This is a genomic window from Colwellia sp. MB02u-9, from assembly GCF_014077085.1.
Classification (GTDB): domain Bacteria; phylum Pseudomonadota; class Gammaproteobacteria; order Enterobacterales; family Alteromonadaceae; genus Cognaticolwellia.
Genome location: NZ_JACGVF010000071.1, coordinates 1 through 18828 on the forward strand (window position 1 = coordinate 1; position 18828 = coordinate 18828).

Sequence of the window (18828 nt, forward strand, 5' to 3'; positions counted from 1 at the left end):
AGCCTAGACCGAGTTAGATAACTCATTAAAACCGTTCGTTTGGGTTACCCCTTGGAACTGGAGCGCATTCTAGAGATTTCTGGCTTCACGTCAACACCTAATTGTCATTAAATTGCGATTAAATGACTGTTTGCTTTTTAATTATACATCTGGTGCTTTTATTGACCTAGGAGCGTTCAAATAGCATTCGACCAGTAAAAAGTCATATGAAAACGTGGTCCTTTTTATTGCTTAATCACAAGGTTTATAACTTCTACTCTATATAGGAAGATTACAATAGCCATAATAGACAAGATAATTAACTAAAGAGCTATTCTATAACAGTTACTAAGTAACAAATCTTACTGTTAATAGTATTAATAGTTACTTGCCTAATTAAATTGCATGAAAATCACACTTATTCTTGCACATTACCAAAAGGTGGGTAACATAGAATTGCAAGTTAAGTTTTTATAAAATAATAATTAGGTATCCATTATGAAGTCTCCTCAAGCATTGACGCTAATTGTTGCGTTAGTATTTTCTGTTGCTATATATTTTTTGGCTAACAGTAGTGTATTCGAATTAACAAGTATGAGTGTTGCCGTTGTTGCTTTTGTTTGTGCATTTATCGCGCCCTTAATTGGAAAAGCCGAAACAAATGCACAAGAAGCAGATACAAGCATCAGCACACTCTATGTTGGCAATTTACCGTATAGAGCTAACGAAGCCGCAGTAAGAGAGTTGTTTTCTGAGTATGGTCAAGTTCAATCAGTAAGATTGATGAAAGATAAACATACAGGAAAAAGACGCGGATTTGGTTTTGTTGAAATATCAGCCGCAGATGCAGAGCAAGCGGTTTTGTCATTGAATGATAGTGAATTTCAGCAAAGAACATTAAAAGTTCGTGAAGCAAAAGAACGACCAGAGCAAATTGTTGAATAAAACCTCAGCATAACGTTGCTTGTTAAAACCGACCCATTAAGTAGTAAGAGTGTAAAATTTACAGAAGTCGTTTAACTCTCTTACTCACTAGTCATATTAAAGCCTGTAAATGATAAGTTTACAGGCTTTTTGTTTTACTACTATATAGGTAATCGGGGAGTTACTTTATGCGTTTGATAATATTAAACTCAAATGTTTTAATATTACTGACCACAAAGTCTATCAACGCTTATCTATAGTCTATAAAATAGCGGCTTTTATTAGCGGCTGTGATTAATAAGCCAGTGCTTCTAAGATACAGTCGTTGTTTAATAAATAATGTCTTTAATAAACAAAAACAGGCCAATCGCTAAAGCCTCGACTTCATCATCAGTTAACGACCTCCACTTTCAACAAGGTATTTCAATGTTTAGTCATATCCATCCCGATAATTATCAACAGCAGCTTGATGAAAAGCAGCAAAAAATTACAGAAAATTTTGCTCAGTTTGAATTACCAACATTTGAAATATTTACCTCGCCAAGCTTGAATTATCGCCAGCGTGCAGAGTTTAGAGTTTGGCATGACGGTGATGATCTGTATTACATTATGTTTAATAGCGAAACAAAAGAAAAATATCGGGTTGATGACTTTCCTGTTGCCAGTGTGCTTATAAATCAATTTATGTTGGCGCTATTAGCGGATATAAAAACTAACGAAGTATTACGCCAACGTTTATTCCAAGTTGATTTTCTATCAACGGTTAGCGGCGAAGTATTGATTAGTTTGCTTTATCATAAACAGTTAGATGAACAATGGATTGAGCAAGCGCAGCAATTAAAAGTTCGACTATCGGCAATCGCTCCTGTAGATATTATTGGTCGAGCTCGCAAGCAAAAAGTGGTCTTAGACAAAGACTTTGTGATGGAAACATTAACATTGAATAACAAAGAGTTTCATTACCAGCAAGTTGAAAATAGCTTTACTCAACCTAATGCTAAGGTAAATGAAAAGATGTTGCTTTGGGCTCAACAAGCGACTAAAAATATTGGCGGTGATTTAATTGAGCTCTACTGCGGTAATGGTAACTTTAGCATTGCTTTGGCGGAAAACTTTGATCGGGTATTAGGCACAGAGATATCAAAAACGTCAGTTAAGTCTGCACAGATTAACATTGCGGCTAACAAACTCGACAATGTTGATATTGTGCGAATGGCGAGTGAGGACTTTAGTCAGGCGATGAATGGTGAACGGGTATTTCGGCGATTACAAGGTTTTGATCTGACCAGTTACAATTATCAAACTGTGCTTGTTGATCCTCCTCGAGCTGGGCTAGATCCTGATAGTGTTGAATTAGTGAGTCGCTTTGAGCGTATTATCTATATTTCATGCAATCCGGAGACACTCCGTGATAACTTAACTGAATTGGTTAAAACCCATAAAATTGAGCATTTTGCTCTATTTGACCAATTCCCTTATACCCACCATATAGAAACCGGTGTTATTTTGTCTCGTCTTTAGCGCTACTACTGCGCTGTTCGCTACGGTTTTTATTACCTACGCCAATTTCAAATGCACCACGAGCAATAAACCTGAGCTGTTTAATTGTTCGTTGTGCTAATTCTGCTAAATCTTTTTTATCACAATCTAGTGCGTCAGAGCCGGCACTAAAAACAATGGTTACGGCAGCATTTGCTTGCAGATAGGCCACTTCAGCATCAAGTTTATTAGCCTGTTGTAAATAATCACACAACTCTAGCGTAAAATAACGAATTTCACGATTAACTGCAGCACGAAATGCTTTCGATGTGCCTGAACGCTCGCGTAGTAACAAGCGAAAAATATTGCCGTTACTTTCAATGAACTCCATAAAGGTACGCACAGAAATTTGGATCACCGACCCCCCTTTGTCAATACGCTGCCTTGCTTGACGCATTAATTGACGCAAGGTTAAACCCGCTTCATCCACTAAGGTTAAACCCAATTCGTCCATATCAGAAAAATGGCGATAAAATGAGGTTGGCGCTAAACCTGCCTCTTTTGCTACTTCACGTAAACTTAGGCTAGAAAAACTCCGCTCACTGCTGAGTTGCCCTAAAGCGGCATCGATGAGTTGTCGACGTGTTTTTTCTTTTTGTAATGCTCGAATACCGCTCATCGTCTTGCACCTAGTAATTATTTCAGCCTGTAACCAGTTTGATATGATACTGAAAATAGTTAATATTACTAGTCAATAGATGTTAACCACTCTGTGATATTCTGATTTTTATTCTGTATGTTAGCTAAAAAATCACCATCAACACTTGACTCAGCATCGAGTAAAGTTAAAGATAGCGTACATGTGTACACCGAAAAACTTTTCGGTGATTAATCTTAGATGGACAATTAATGAATAAACCACCTATTATTTGGTTAAATGTTTTTGTATTTAGCATTACCTTTTTATTTGCTGCCATTGCAGTGCCTTACCGTGCATTCACTCATGGCTTTGATGCCACAGAAATCACCGCAGCAACGATTTGTTTTATCTATTGCGGCATGTCGATTACGGCCGGTTATCACCGACTTTGGTCCCATAGAACCTACCAAGCTCATTGGTCATTGAGAGTGATTTACGCGCTAGGTGGCGCATTTGCTTTGCAAAATAGTGCATTGCATTGGTGTTCTGATCATCGTATTCACCACAAACATGTTGATAAAAATAATATTGACCCTTATTCCGCAAAGTTGGGCTTTTGGCATTCACACATCGGCTGGATGCTAAGAGATCATCAACCTGAGCACTACAATAACTATAACAACGTGCGCGATTTACAAAAAGATGCGGTGGTGGTTTGGCAACATAAATACTATTTACTACTGACTATATTAATGAACGTCGGTGTCCCTATTTTATTTGGTTTATGGCATGGTGATATAATTAATAGCTTACTATTGCTTGGCTTTTTACGTTTAGTGTTAAGTCACCACACCACCTTTTTCATTAATTCATTAGCGCACATCTGGGGTAAGCAAACCTATACTGAAAAAAATACTGCTCGTGATAATGGCTTTCTCGCCTTTTTTACTTTTGGTGAAGGCTACCATAACTACCATCATATTTTTGAAAACGACTATCGTAATGGCATTCGTTGGTGGCAGTTTGATCCAACAAAATGGTTAATTAAAGGCTGCGCTCACTTAAAACTGACGTCAAAGTTACGTGTGACACCTGAAGATAAAATTGAAAAGGCACGTTTATCTATGGTTTTATTACGTAGCCAGCAAAAGATAGCGGCCCACCCTGACGCAGAGCAGATGCTAGAAAGATTGCAGCATGAGTACGATGAGCTTATTCATAAGATCAACGAATTTTATGCGGTACGTAAAGCGTTAGTTGCCAGTAAACGTGACCAATTACTAGCTGGTGTTGAAAATTCAGAGGTTATGGCGCAATACCAAGAAATTAAGCGAAGATTAGCTGAGCAACAGCGAAGCTGGCAAAATATGGTAGAAAAACTAGCATAAAAACAGTTACCTTAGATTTAATTCCTGCTAATATTTTTCTCCTTAAAGCAGGAATTAAAGGGTTAACCGTTGACTAAACAAGCACAAGCCGAAAATAAGAAAGTAAAAAACGCTGCTAAAAGCTATGATTTTGACGCCATCATTATAGGTACAGGGCCTGGTGGCGAAGGCGCTGCCATGAACTTAGCCAAGCGTGATAAGCGTGTTGCTATTATTGAACGCTATCATAATGTGGGTGGCGGCTGTACTCATTGGGGCACTATTCCATCAAAAGCGTTACGTCAATCGGTTAGCCGACTCATTGAATATAACTCTAATCCGTTATTTAATGCCGGACAAAATGCCAAGCAATTAACCTTCCAAGATATTTTAAGCCACGCATCTGCCGTTATTCGTAAACAAGTCAGTTTGCGCAGCGGTTTTTATAACCGTAACCAAGTTGAACATTTTTACGGTGAAGCATCATTTATTGATGCAAACACCCTCCAAGTATTACGTATTGATGGCTCAATCGATATTATCACAGCCAAACAAATAGTGATTGCCACCGGCTCTCGTCCCTATCATCCTGATGATGTAGATTTTTCGCATCCTAGAGTTTATGACTCAGACAGTATTTTATCGCTTGAACATTCACCACGCCAAATAATTATCTATGGTGCGGGTGTGATAGGTAGCGAGTACGCGTGTATTTTTCGCGGTTTAGGCGTCAAAGTAGACCTGATCAATACCCGTGATCGTCTATTGTCATTCTTAGACGCTGAAATGTCAGACTCATTAAGCTATCACTTATGGAATAACGGCGTTGTTATTCGACACGGCGAACAAATTGAACGTGTTGAGACCAGTAAAGATTCTGTTATTGTCCATTTAGAGTCGGGGAAGAAGATGCGCGCCGACTGCTTATTATTTGCCAATGGTCGCACAGGTAACACCGCCGATTTAAAACTTGAGAATGCCGGTTTAAAGGCTGATGGGCGTGGGCAATTGAAAGTCAGCGATACTTATCAAACCGACGTGGAAGGTATTTTTGCGGTGGGTGATGTTATTGGCTATCCGAGTTTGGCCAGTGCAGCATTTGATCAAGGGAGAATTTGCGCCAGCGCAATGCTTGATGGCACTGGTAAAGCAAAACTTACTGTTGATATTCCTACCGGTATTTATACCATTCCAGAGATTAGCTCTGTCGGTAAAACTGAGCAAGAACTAACCGCAGCAAAAATTCCATATGAAGTGGGCCGCGCGCAATTTAAACATTTAGCCAGGGCACAAATATCTAATAATCTAGTCGGCTCGTTAAAAATTCTTTTTCACCGGGAAACCAAAGAAATTTTAGGTATTCATTGTTTTGGTGAGAATGCCGCAGAAATCATACATATTGGCCAAGCCATCATGCAACAAACTAATGGTGGCAATACCATTGAATACTTTGTTGAAACGACCTTTAACTATCCCACCATGGCGGAAGCCTTTAGGGTGGCGGCATTAAATGGTCTAAATCGACTTTTTTAAACACAACCAAGGGTAAGGCTTCTATCGCTTTGCCCTTAATCCCTACTTTTTATGGACATTAAAGTGAAAATTATGAAATATCCTTTACTGGTTGCGCTGTATTTTTTTGTCTTACCAACGCTTGCTGAAGATAGCTTTAGTATTTATTTAGTTCGACATGCAGAAAAACAAGCCGTGCAGGATGATCCTAAGTTAACCCCTTGTGGTCAATTAAGAGCAGAGCAAATTGCGACTATGCTTGAGCACACACAAATCAAACATGTATATAGCACAGCCTACCAACGTACCATGGCAACAGCGGCCCCCTTTGCTAAACAGCAACAGCTGGCCATACAAGAATATTTACCAAAAAAACTGAGTCAGTTTGCACAGAAGTTACTTAAACAAAAAGAAAATGTATTAGTGGTAGGTCACAGTAACACCACGCCACAATTGTCGGCATTGCTCAGTGCATTTGATGTCGAAGATCTTACCGAACAACAATATCGTAACCTGTATCAAATACAAGTCAGTGACCAGGGTAAAACCTTAACCTTATTTACTCAGCCACTTATTTGCCAATAACTTACCGATAAGCTGAAGATAACTAGTCACTTGCCTGTTACTGCTGCTTGATCAATATTACATGTCGCCGTCATTGACTTTATTGCCTGGTTTTATCAGCTCAATATCGGTAATCGTAAAAGGTGTACCCCATTGTTGAATGGTCATAACATCTTTTACTTTGCCTTTGACTCGAACAATAGCCCCATTTTGCGCAAACTCTTTTGCCATATTCATTGGCAATAATTTTTTTCCTGAATCGGTAATAATGCCGTAAAAGCCACCTTCTAAGTTTAAAAACTGCACACGACCACGTTGCCAACCATTAAATTTATCTTTCAATTTATCTGTTGTGTCTTCCATATCATGACCCGTTAATGCTTTATTAGTATTTACCTGTGCCTCAACAAGTGTAGCCTCTGCCTGCTGGGTATTATTTTCCTGGCCAGTTTGCGCTATCGTCTCATGAGCTTTATCTATTTTAGCGTCATCCTTATCGGTTGAGCTACTACCGCAAGCACTGAGTAACAAGGTTATTGCCAACAGAGATAAAAAGTTTTTATTTTTGATCATTGTCATGTCCATTTAGAATCAATTTACAACTTCAGCATACCTTAATCTAAAAGTAATAACCAAAGCCTAAATATATAAAAAATCTGTTTTTAAGCCTATTGAGCAACTGATTAGAAACTGTCTAACTGAATTTTACAGGTCAGTCATGGCATTATAATTTCAAGGCAAAAAAAAGGAGCCTCAGGCTCCTTTAGATATAATCAACTAAACTAGTTTACGCCAACAAGGCACAAATAATATTGCTAACAAGTATAGCTTATCGATGATATGGCTTACTCAAACGATGAACCGACTCAATAAAGTGGCCCGCATGATCTGGGTTTACATCTGGATGTATACCGTGACCTAAGTTAAACACATGCCCAGTGCCACCTTCGCCAAAACCTGCTAATATTTTTGACACTTCTTGCTCAATTCTCGGTAATGGCGCGTATAACATTGATGGGTCCATATTACCTTGCAGTGCCACTTTATCACCAACACGCGCTTTGGCATTTTCAATATCAATGGTCCAATCAAGACCAACCGCATCACAACCTGTTGCAACGATATCTTCTAACCACATACCGCCATTTTTAGTAAATAATGTCACCGGCACTTGGCGGCCATCGTTATGACGAGTTAAACCATCAACAATTTTCGCCATATATTGCAATGAAAATTCTTTATAGTCTCGAGGTGATAAAACACCACCCCAAGTATCAAATACCATTACCGATTGCACACCTGCAGCAATTTGGGCATTTAAATATAAAATAACTGAGTCAGCTAATTTATCTAATAATAAGTGTAATGTTTTTGGCTCTGAGAACATCATCTTTTTGATTTTAGTGAAAGCCTTTGAACTACTACCTTCAATCATATAAGTGGCAAGGGTCCAAGGGCTACCAGAAAAGCCAATCAAGGGTACATCACCGTTCAACGTTTTTTTAATCGTGCGTACTGCATTCATAACGTATTGCAATTCGCCTTCAGGGTCTGGAATACCAATTTTATCAACATCAGCTTTACAGGTAATTGGCCGTTCAAATTTAGGTCCTTCGCCTGTTTCAAAATACAGACCTAAACCCATAGCATCAGGAATAGTTAGAATATCACTAAATAAAATCGCCGCATCAAGAGGAAAGCGACGTAAAGGTTGAATGGTCACTTCACAAGCTAAATCAGCATCACGGCAAACCGACATAAAATCGCCAGCCCCTTTGCGCACTTCACGATACTCAGGTAAATAACGCCCAGCTTGACGCATCATCCAAACAGGTGTGTAATCAACAGGTTGGCGCAATAGCGCACGTAAATACGTATCATTTTTTAATTCAGTCATGAAAATTTATCTCCGCTATTTGTATGCGCGCATTCTAACACTTCAAATTTTATTGATCTATGTCCAAATCAAATCTATGTACGCTTACAGCATTGATAAAAAATTTGCCTTATTTTTTCTATAAGGCAAAATACTCTCGCAACCTTTAATTAGCACACCCTAGCTAAAGCCAGATACCAGCAAATATCATTAGCTCAATAAGTTGCCGTTTTAGTGGCGCGATCATTTTTAGTAAAAATAATTTCATTAATATAAAAAATTTATTTTTTTATATTTTTCAGCAAAAGCTATAAGACAGTGAAAATATATTTACAAATGCCCTAAGTGGTTAACCAGGCGGAGTGTTTTTAGTCACATTTTTTCATTAGGTCATACTCACGTTACAACTTGATCGATAACACTTTTTTACATTTTTTTACCCCGCTTTAAAAAGGACAATTTATTAAAGCGTTAGCTTTTAGCTTAATCAACACCTACAAACAAAAAAATAGACTGAGCGTTGTGAGTTTACACATCACTTATACGAAGATATTCGTGGAATATATGCTCTATTAAAGTTGTTGCACAGAGAAAAAGCCTTTGCTATAAATGTCCCGCGCTAAAGAAAAACAATAATAAAAACAAAAACAATAATAATAAAAATAAAGAAATTAATAAAAAGAAGCTAGTTTACTAGACCATATAGCGAGCATTTCAAGCCTTACTTCGGTAAGGCTTTTTTATTGCCTAAAATAATGTATTTACATTAACCAACGTTAATACACAAAAGCTGCAGGCAAACACATGGCTTTTCAATATTACTCAAGATTAACGAAAGTAGATCGAAATACACCATCAAAGTATCCCCAGAATAAATCCCCAAGAGCAATCGAGTCTAATATCGAGACAGAAAAAATTCCCGAGTTAATGTTAAGAGTAACCTCGCCAGTGATATAACCTTTTAGTGCAAATACCTAACCGCTCCAATACTTCAACGACCGAATAACCACGTTTGTTGGTTTGTCTAACTGCTTCAATTTTAAATTCTTGGGGATAGCGTTTGCCTTTGCTCATAAGCACCTCTAATTGAAGTTACAATGTACTTATTGGGTGTCTAGTGAAGTCCTAGTGGTTAGATATAAAAATGCACATCCTGTGGCTATCAAGTTACTCAACACCAATCAATTTAAATTTGAAGAGTCAAACCTGAGAAATGTTGGATATTTGCTTATCGAACAAAATAAAGCCCCGCAAGCACTTGAAGTGTTTAAGCTAAATTCTCGCTTTTTCATCAGAGTCCAGATACGTTTTATTATTTAGGCCAAGCCTATGCTGAATTGAAACACTATCAACAAACTCTTTCTTCTTACTCGCGATGAAAAGGTAGTTAAGATTAACCCGCTATACGAAACATTTGTGAAAGATAAAATAGAAGGATTGCAGGAGAAATCTAGCACCTTCATTGAAAAAAAAACTTTATTCTTGGTATAAAAAAGCCCTCTACCAGGAGAAGGCTTTTTAACCTTGTTTAGCTGTAACCTTTATTAAGGTTAGATAACCCCCTAGTTACGGCTTTTTACTGATGTTTATCCTTGGTGTGAGCGGATTAGGCCCAGCAACTGTAACGATATAATCGCCAGCTTCAGTAATTGTTACGCTCAAGTTATCTTGCGAGTCTTGTACTAATACCAATGGTGAATCTAGAGTAACAACATTGGTATCTGCCGGAGCCCCTAAATTGACAGTTGACCAGTCACCCGAAGCCACTTTAAATCCATAATCACCAGCAGTTAGGTTTATTTCCACAGAGTAGCTGCTTGCGCCATCATAGTTAAGTAGATCAACTTCCTCCCAATCATTCATGTCGCCACGAATAAATACGGGTGTAGCACCAAACATTTCTGCGGCATAAATACTTAATGTAGGCTCAGCTAAGTTAGATGCGTCAAACACAAACGTGTAATCGCCAGCTTCAGCAAAGACCATACTGAAGTTATCAATACTACCTGACAATAATAACTGCACTTCACCTTCAAATATTTCCATATCATCAGCTGGTGCGCCCATGTCGATTGTAGACCAATCCGCAGAGGCTATTTTGAAGTTAGGCGTTGAAGCAGTCATGCTAATCGTAACTTGGTACTTGCCACCACCCACATAAATTAAGCGGTTATCTTCACTCCAGTCATTCATGTCACCACGAATAAACATAGGTGTTCCAACAAACGGCTCTTCATTTTCTACTAACAAAGTAGGTGCGTTGATATCAGAAGAATCAAGCGTGAAGATGTAAGTCCCATCAACGGCAATAGTAATACTTAAATTGTCATTGCTACCAGGCAATAAACTAAAGCTTTCATCTTCTACTACTTCAACACCAGAGCTTGGTGCGCCTAAGTTAATTGTTGACCAATCTCCTGAAGCAATTTTAAAACCGTAACTTCCTGCAGCAAGGGTAATCTTCGTTTGGTATATACCATCAGCTTGGTAGATTAAGCCATCGACTTCACCCCAACCATTCATGTCACCACGAACGAATGGAACCTTATCTCCGTAAGGAACAACATCAGGTGCTCCTGCCGTTGCATAAGCTGATAAACCTGAACCTTGCGTTTCGCCTTGTACTTTCACAAAAACAGCGGTCGTTAACGCAGGAACAGTAAAGCTGCCTTCGTCAGTACCTTGCTCAAAGCTAGCACTAGCAACAGCGCCATCAACTGAGTCAATGAGTAAAGGATGTAAGCTAAAATCACTTGCTGAGGCAATAGTATGTGTTTGTGCGCTATTGCTACCATTTACCAGAACGACTATCGCGTCATAATTAGGGTCAAGTTCAGTAAGGTTTGTGCCGTCATCAATACTCATGACAATCAAACCTTGTGTTTGATTTTTGCCAATATTGTGAAAACCAACACGGTTAATAATATCTGCTGCGGTTGTTAATCTAAATAATGAGCTGTTTGAACGAATTGATAAAAATTCATTGAAAACATTCGAGGCAAACAACATATCAGTCATTGCAGCAGTGCTTGATGGACTAGAAGCTAGTGCAACTAAGTAGCTGTCATCTCGGCCGCCTTTATCTAGAGGTAAGCCTTTATTCCAGTTGTTAATTTCAAAAGTGAAATCAACTAAGTTATACCAATCGCCAGCATCATAGGTATTTCGGTCTAAAGATTTAGAGCGAAGGAAGTCACCACCCATTTGTAAAAATGGAATACCTTGCGACAATAATACAATTGATTGTGAGATGTTTTGTGCACGAACACGTTCGCTGTTCGACATTTCAGGATTTAACTTAAACTGTAAGTTATCCCATAAGGTTTCATTATCATGTTTTGAAACATAATTAATAACATCAGCAGGGTCTTTCGCATACATACCGAAACTACTACCTGCTGCGTCTATACCATTGAAGTTTTTCAATACATAATCAGTTAGTGTGCCTGCCATGCCCAATTTCACAATGTCTTGTTGTTCAAATGGAGAATCTGAATCACTCACATTGTTAAATAGGGTCGCATTACGAATACCATCACGAATGCGATCGTTATAAGTGGCTATCTCTGTGCCCGCCATATTTTCTTGATCAGCGCGTTCGAAACCACGAGAGTCTTTGTACCAACCTTCACCATAAAAATGATTATCAGGGTCAATCGCTTGAACGGCGTCACGCGCTGCTAGCATTTGCGCTTTAGAAGCTTGGCTCATAATATCAAAACGGAATCCGTCAAATTGGTATTGCTGTGTCCACTGTTTTAACGAGTCAACCATCAACTTGTCCATCATGCGATGTTCAAGGGCAGTATCACTACAACAGGTGCTGTTTTGAACAGCGCCTGTAGTCACGTCACGGCTGTGATAATAACCAGGGACAAATTTATCTAGTACAGAGTTATCCCATAATCCGGCAGAGTTTGTATGGTTATAGACAACATCTAAGACCACACGTAACCCAATGTCATGCAATGATTTGATCATCGCACGCATTTCTTTAATGCGTGTTACGCCATCAGGGTTTGAAGCATAGATACCGTCAGGTACATTAAAATGTTTAGGATCGTAGCCCCAATTGAAGCTATCAGTATTACGCATCGCTTCAGTCAATAAAGCAACATCGTTTGTGAAAGGTGAATAGCTTTCAAAAACCGAACGCAATGTTTGCTCGTCAACGCCTTGATAACAAGGCGGTGCTTTGGAATCTACTTTACATAATGCTAATACCGTACTATCGAGATCGATAATTTTGGCTGCATCTTCATTAATGGTAGCGATATCATTAGCAGGTAACATATGAAATGTATTCAAGCCATTAGCCACTAATTTTTGTAGATGCAACATAGGCGCAGAGTCTATTTCGGTAAAGGCTAAGAACTTGCCTCTATTGTCAACTGAAGTACTTTCATCTTGTGCACTAAAGTCACGAATATGCCCTTCGTAAATTACCGCGTCTTCGTAGTTTTCGATAGTTGATACTGAGTGGCCTTCCCAACCTTCAGGTTGTAAGTCCTCGTCAGATAAGTTAACAAACTGAGAGTATTCACCATTGGTTGATAAACTTACTGAGTAAGGGTCAGTACTTTCAATTTCTTCAATCGCTTTATTTTGTGGATGGTAAAGCGTTAATGCTAAACGATAAAATTGACGGTCTAGACTTGTATCGCCGGTATAACTCCATACACCTGTCATTGAATCTTCAGTCATATCATGACTTGAAACCATGTTTTTATTCGCATCATAAAGATTTAATTTAAGCGTTTGAGCGGTTGGAGACCACACAGAAACTTTAATGCTACCGTTTTCATAAACCACGCCTAAGGTTGCTTCATCGGCATCAGCCTCGCCTTTGGTATAAAGGTCATCAAGTACTAAATCAGCTTGAACATAAGTTGCCGCAACAGCAATCCCTTCGGCGTTATAACCAACTAAAACTAATTGATTTTTAGCGATAGCTTTTGCTTCTTCAACAGACCAGTTACCTGAAAATGCAGGCCAGTCAGCAACTAAAGGTGCAGCTGCTTTTTGCTCGTCGCTTAAGTTAACTTCTGTTAACTCAACAACCGTTCCAGTGATAACATCTGGCTTCGCTTCGTCTCCACCAATACCAGCAGTCGCTGAATGATGTAATTTAACTGAAGTTACCAGTTCAAAATTCACATCCCAGGTAAAGGTGTTGCTATCAATCCAATGTGCTGAAAAATCATTGATTGCTAACGCTTGCTTACCCAGTGATACAACCGGGTATTCAAAAATAGAGGCTACACCTGAAAAAGTAAAATTCATACGCTGGTATGTTTCATCATCTTGAAACAGTGGCATTGTAAAGTCACCGCCACCAAATTCTTTTCCTGCGTCATCAGTACCTTTATGAACAATAAAGTGACCACATTCATTGTAACCCTCTTTAAGGTTTACTAGCCAATACGCGCCATATACGGGATCAACCCCAGTATGAACTAAACCACTATCCCAGCTTTGCGCTAAAGAATCTTCTGCATAAGCATCACATTCATCACTATTCCAATTATGCATTTTGTAGTCGTCGTATTCACCGTCAGCACGGTTATAAAACAACAACGCCTGATTTTCTTGAGGGAAAATAACAGGGGCAGGTGCATTGGGATCAATACCAACCACACAACTTTCATTTAATGCATCTGGTACCGTTGGTACAGGACAAACAATAGGCTCGGGGGCAACACAACTTGTACCGGCTGCGTCGGCAACCATTGGCACATCGCAACTAAGTAATACTTTACCTGACTCGGTAGAATCTGAACCGCCACACGCGGCCAGTATTATTGATAAAAATGCTAAGACAATAATTCTTAACACCGATTTTTGACTAAACATAACATTTACTCCAAAGAGATAATTGGCGAGCTAATACCGAAATGAATACGGAAATTATTAGATTCTTTTTATTTGAAAATATAATTTCATTCACTTTAATAACTCATGGCTAATAACTAACGGGCTCTACAACGCGTACGTCATACCTAAAAAGAACTGACGACCAAAGTACTGAATGGTGCCTGTTTGGCTTTGTACGCCAAAGTAACTTTTGGTGGGTTCGTCGGTTAAATTATTCACCTGAAAAACAACACCTAAATTGTCATTAACTTGATAGGAAGCCTGATAATCGATGACCAATTCATCGTCGTAATTAACGGTTTGTGCTTCGACAGCGACTTGCTCTGAAACAAATTCATCTCGATAACGTGCACTAAAGCGCGTTTCAAAACCTTCATGAGCCCAAAATAGTGTGCTTTGTAGAACATTTTCAGATAAGCCTGGCAGTGAAATAGGTAAATCTTGTTGCCCTAATTTTGAAATTTGTTGAATTTCACTTTTAGTATGTGAGTAACTTGCACTCAGTCCTAAGCCAGACCATAAACCGGGTAAGAATGAAAAAACTTGCGTGTATGTCACTTCAAGCCCTTTTATATAACCACCTTTATCATCGTTAAACGCTGTTTCAAAATTACCATTGCGAATTTCTAATGGCACGCCGCTTAGTGGGTCAATATATTCATCAGGGACAATTAAACCATTGCCAGCGAAGTCATATTCACTGATCGTTTGGGTAACAATACCTGCCGACTTTATGTCTTTATAGAAAAGGGCAAAAACAAAGTTACCATCCGATTCTGTAAAATATCTTTCATAAGAAATATCATATTGATTGGCATAAAACGGCTTTAAATGAGGGCTGTTTTTAGCGTTACCACTTATTTCAGCGTAAGTACCTCTCTCAGTTGTTACCTTGTTAATATTCACGCTACTGTTTGAAGCTAGTCGGTCAATATTAGGTCGGCTCATTACCTTTGCCGCAGCAAAACGTATTTGATCATCATCGGTTAGATGAAAATTTAAATTCATTTGAGGGAGATAATCGGTATAAGTATTACTGATGATACTTGGTGCATATTTTTGGTTGATTAGCCCTGCGTCGTCGGTAATAAATTGCGCGCCTAAATCTGCATTAGGCTCTACGACAACATCGCGCTTTGCATCCAGAACATCTTCGCCGTAGGCATCTTTTACCCTTGTTAAGCCAACATCTTGTAATGAGGTAGATGCTTGTTTTGTTCTAACAACACGAACACCAAAGTTACCCGTGACTGACATATTGCCAATTTCAGTATCAATGTTTGCCATAATATAAGCCGCGAAAATATCTTCAAATACTTCACCACTTTCTTTCATGGTCCAGTCTGAATTTTTTCCTAATGGGTCACCATTGATAACACCACTTGCAGAGCCGCCCCAGGTTTGAACTGGCTGAGGAACCCCCTCAGGAAACCAAGCATTTAACACTGCATCTTGATCAAGTGCTAAATAGCTTGGAAAATAAGAAAAGTCACCTTGCCAGTCAACCACTGAAACCATATCTTCAGTGAGCGTTAAAGGTTTTTCTTTCGAATTAAAGCCACTGTCGCTGCCAAATTCAAAGACTGAGCGGTCATTACTGTATTTTCTTTCTGAATAACGAGCACCAAATTCAATAGAAGAAATATAATTAGTATCAAGTGAGTATTGAAAATCAACACGAGCAGCGGTAACTTCGTCTGAATTGATATAAGGATAAATGCCGTATTTTGTCACCATAACACGGTTTAAATCTGTTAACGCATCGGCTTGATTTAAACTCACATCAGGTAAATCTAGGCCATTCAATAAGTAATTTATAGAGACATTATTATCAAATTCTGGCTCTGCTGCATTAGCATCATCTGATACTAGTGCCCAAAGTAATCCATTTCTAAAATCACTGGTGGCTGATGAATAAGATAAGTCTATCGCCATATTAAGGTTGTTGGTAATTTGCCAGTCTGCATTGATACCGAAGCTTTTTACTTCATCAGAATCGCTATTGTCGTCATTAACGACTTCAACACGCGTTGAACTATTAGAGGTTCTATTAAATGTACCGCCTATGACAGAGTTATCAACAATAGTGGCATTGCCTATTGCGGCACTACCACCGTCCAATTTAACACGATAACCACGGGCAAATTCTTCAGAATCAAATTTAGAATAAAAACCATCAAGCTTTAGTCTAAAGTTATCAACGGGTTGCCATTCAATAGTCGCAACGAAACCGTCACGGGTTTCTTCACCGCCTTTGTGCTGCAACTCAAAACCTTCACTGACATATTCTTTATTAAGGTGAATGCCGTCTTCTTTTGTTGGACCATTTGTATCGTTTTCTACCCCGTCTACATCTCTAAGTTTATTGTAGCTTTGTCCGATAAACTGTGTGCTGGCACTGGGTTGAAATAAACGTGCATAACCAAGCGCAATACCCAAGGTGTCATCAGCAAATTTACCCTGATATGAAACACTAAAACGATGACCTGATGATGTAGCATCAGGCACATCGCTGGCTAAATCGTTGTACATACCACGAGCATTCACATTAAAAGAATGTTGTTTTTCATTTTCCAAAGGACTGGCAGTTTTTAATTCAACTGTACCTGCCACGCCACCTTCAATGAGTGATACTTTAGGTGATTTAAAAACGGAGGCTTGTGAAATCAGCTCTGAAGGGTATTGATCAAATTCAACACTGCGCTGACCGCTGGTTGAGACTTGCTCGCGACCATTTAGGGTGGTCGATACAAAACCACCTGACATACCACGGATATTAATTTCAGCAGCTTGCCCACCGGTTCTTACAGCAGAAATACCCGGTAAACGTGTTAAAGCGTCTGCCATAGAAACATCAGGTAGTGCCCCTAAGTCATCGGCCGTTATTTGCTCTGATACGGTATCAGCAAAGCGTTTCTGATTGATAGATTCAATAAGTGAACGTCTAAAACCAGTAACTTCAATAACTTCAATGGCTTTTACTTTTGCTTTGGCGTTATCTTTTACGTCTACTTTTTCTGTTTCTAAGGTAGTTTCAACACTTTCTTGTGCATAAAGCCCCCCAGAAGATATTATAAAACCACAAGAAAGTAAGGCTATTGAAAGCTTACTCCGCTTAAATGTACGCATAATTATTTCCCCTAATATTCATCCATGACATATTTTTATTGTTAGTTTTCTAACTAACTTTTATTATTTATCGTTAACGTTATTAATATAAGGGATGGTTTTTTCTTTAGATATGCTTTGCATACGTATTCAATAATACTGAGAACTCAAACAATTTTGTAACATCAGCAAAACTCATAACATCTATATTGTCACTAATAAGCCGCTAGCCCATTAATACCCAAGATCAAATGTATTAAACATAGAGGAAAGTTGCAGCCTGATTACGCAGAGATTCGGCCAAAATTACAAGCCGCATACGAAGGCTTTAGAGACTTTAGCATTCAAAATGAAAAAAATATGGCATAGCAGGGCTAATTCATTTATTAGCTATTGACTCAGCCGGGCTGATCTCAAGTTTAGCTATTGCTGAGTACGTTGAGCACTTACCGCTATCTTATTAGCCTAATTGAATGCAGTCGCAATACAGTAGTAATGCCGGATTAAAAACAAAAAAACCAACCTAGGTGGTTGGTTTTTACTATACAAAAAGCTATAAAATTTTACTTAGCTATTTATCGCCAACTTGCGCTGCGGCTTCTGGTTTTTGAATTTCTAATAATTCAATATCAAACTGAAGCACAGAGTTACCCGGAATGCGTGGTGGGTTACCATTTGGGCCGTAAGCTAGATCTGCAGGGATAGTAAATTTAAACTTAGCACCTACTGACATTAACTGTACACCTTCGGTCCAACCTGAAATCACGCGATTAAGTGGAAAAACAGCTGGCTCACCACGTTCGTATGAACTATCAAAAGTTTCACCATTAAGGAAAGTACCCTTGTAATGCACTGTTACTGTATCGGTAGCAACAGGCTTATCACCATCAGCTGCGGTTAAAATTTCGTATTGAATGCCCGACTCAGTAACTTGAACACCTTCTTTTTTAGCATTTTCTGCCAAGAAAGCCTGACCTTCAGCTAAGCTTGCTTCTGAACTTACGGTAGCTTGCTCGGCTTGCTTTGCTTTCATTGCTTGATCTAAATTCATCAACAAGGCTTGAATGTCTTCTTGTTCAATTTGAGAGTTACCGTCCATGCTATCGGTAAAGCCACGAATAATAAGTGTTTTATCTAAAGTTAAGCCCAACTTATCGTGCTCTTCTAGATTACGCTCCATGTACATACCAATTGAAGCACCTAAACCGTAAGCTTGTTTTTGTATTTCTGTATCAAGCGCAACTGTTTGTTCTTCTTGCTTAACTGGTTCTTGACAACCCATTACTGATAATAAAGCAATAGCGACTACCGTTGGTTTAAAAAATCTCATTTATTTCTCCGTTTTACTACTCAGTCAGAAATTCCCGCTAAGTCATTTAAATATGTGTGAATTGTGAAACAATGCGGCTTATACTAACGATAAATGCCCTAAGAAAAAAGTATTAATATTTTGCTGAACTGTAACTTAACTAATCTTAAAGCCAAGCTTTTGTTTTTATTGGTGT

11 protein-coding genes and 1 pseudogene are annotated in these 18828 nt (G+C 38.7%); 5 read left to right on the forward strand and 7 right to left on the reverse strand.

Annotated elements, in window-relative coordinates:
• The first annotated feature begins 477 nt into the window (after positions 1–477).
• Together H4J65_RS04615 and trmA are read left to right on the forward strand one after the other, a co-directional pair.
• Positions 478–924 (forward strand): RNA-binding protein, encoded by a 447-nt coding sequence (locus H4J65_RS04615; RefSeq protein WP_182137406.1) that lies wholly within the window; start codon positions 478–480, stop codon positions 922–924.
• Positions 925–1329: 405 nt separating this feature from the next.
• The gene (gene trmA / locus H4J65_RS04620; RefSeq protein ID WP_182196093.1) at positions 1330–2424 is read left to right on the forward strand and encodes a tRNA (uridine(54)-C5)-methyltransferase TrmA; all 1095 of its coding nucleotides are present in this window, start codon (positions 1330–1332) and stop codon (positions 2422–2424) included.
• Here trmA and fabR read toward each other — a convergent pair.
• Positions 2405–3061, reverse strand: coding sequence for an HTH-type transcriptional repressor FabR (gene fabR / locus H4J65_RS04625; protein WP_182137408.1), 657 nt, complete (start codon positions 3059–3061; stop codon positions 2405–2407). The genes trmA and fabR overlap by 20 nt on opposite strands.
• Positions 3062–3291: 230 nt before the next feature.
• Here fabR and H4J65_RS04630 point away from each other — a divergent pair, with 230 nt between their 5' ends.
• From H4J65_RS04630 to H4J65_RS04640, 3 genes are all read left to right on the forward strand, one after another.
• Positions 3292–4410 (forward strand): fatty acid desaturase, encoded by a 1119-nt coding sequence (locus H4J65_RS04630; RefSeq protein ID WP_182196097.1) that lies wholly within the window; start codon positions 3292–3294, stop codon positions 4408–4410.
• A 69-nt stretch (positions 4411–4479) separates the two neighbouring features.
• Positions 4480–5922 (forward strand): Si-specific NAD(P)(+) transhydrogenase, encoded by a 1443-nt coding sequence (gene sthA / locus H4J65_RS04635; protein ID WP_182183426.1) that lies wholly within the window; start codon positions 4480–4482, stop codon positions 5920–5922.
• Between the two features lie 72 nt (positions 5923–5994).
• Positions 5995–6486, forward strand: coding sequence for a histidine phosphatase family protein (locus H4J65_RS04640; RefSeq protein WP_182196101.1), 492 nt, complete (start codon positions 5995–5997; stop codon positions 6484–6486).
• Positions 6487–6543: 57 nt separating this feature from the next.
• Here H4J65_RS04640 and H4J65_RS04645 read toward each other — a convergent pair whose 3' ends face one another.
• From H4J65_RS04645 to H4J65_RS04670, 6 genes and pseudogenes are all read right to left on the reverse strand, one after another.
• Positions 6544–7038, reverse strand: coding sequence for a hypothetical protein (locus H4J65_RS04645; RefSeq protein ID WP_182196105.1), 495 nt, complete (start codon positions 7036–7038; stop codon positions 6544–6546).
• 256 nt (positions 7039–7294) lie between these two features.
• Entirely contained in the window at positions 7295–8362 is a 1068-nt protein-coding gene (hemE, locus tag H4J65_RS04650) for a uroporphyrinogen decarboxylase (protein WP_182137412.1), read from the reverse strand.
• A gap of 924 nt (positions 8363–9286) precedes the next feature.
• Positions 9287–9415 (reverse strand): annotated as a pseudogene (locus tag H4J65_RS04655) (transposase); the annotation flags it as partial.
• Positions 9416–9907: 492 nt separating this feature from the next.
• The gene (locus H4J65_RS04660) at positions 9908–14194 is read right to left on the reverse strand and encodes an alpha-1,6-glucosidase domain-containing protein (RefSeq protein ID WP_182196109.1); all 4287 of its coding nucleotides are present in this window, start codon (positions 14192–14194) and stop codon (positions 9908–9910) included.
• Between the two features lie 126 nt (positions 14195–14320).
• On the reverse strand, positions 14321–17344 hold the full coding sequence (locus tag H4J65_RS04665) for a TonB-dependent receptor (RefSeq protein ID WP_182196113.1): 3024 nt from the start codon (positions 17342–17344) through the stop codon (positions 14321–14323).
• Positions 17345–17894: 550 nt separating this feature from the next.
• Entirely contained in the window at positions 17895–18653 is a 759-nt protein-coding gene (locus tag H4J65_RS04670; RefSeq protein ID WP_182137416.1) for an FKBP-type peptidyl-prolyl cis-trans isomerase, read from the reverse strand.
• Positions 18654–18828 lie beyond the last annotated feature (175 nt).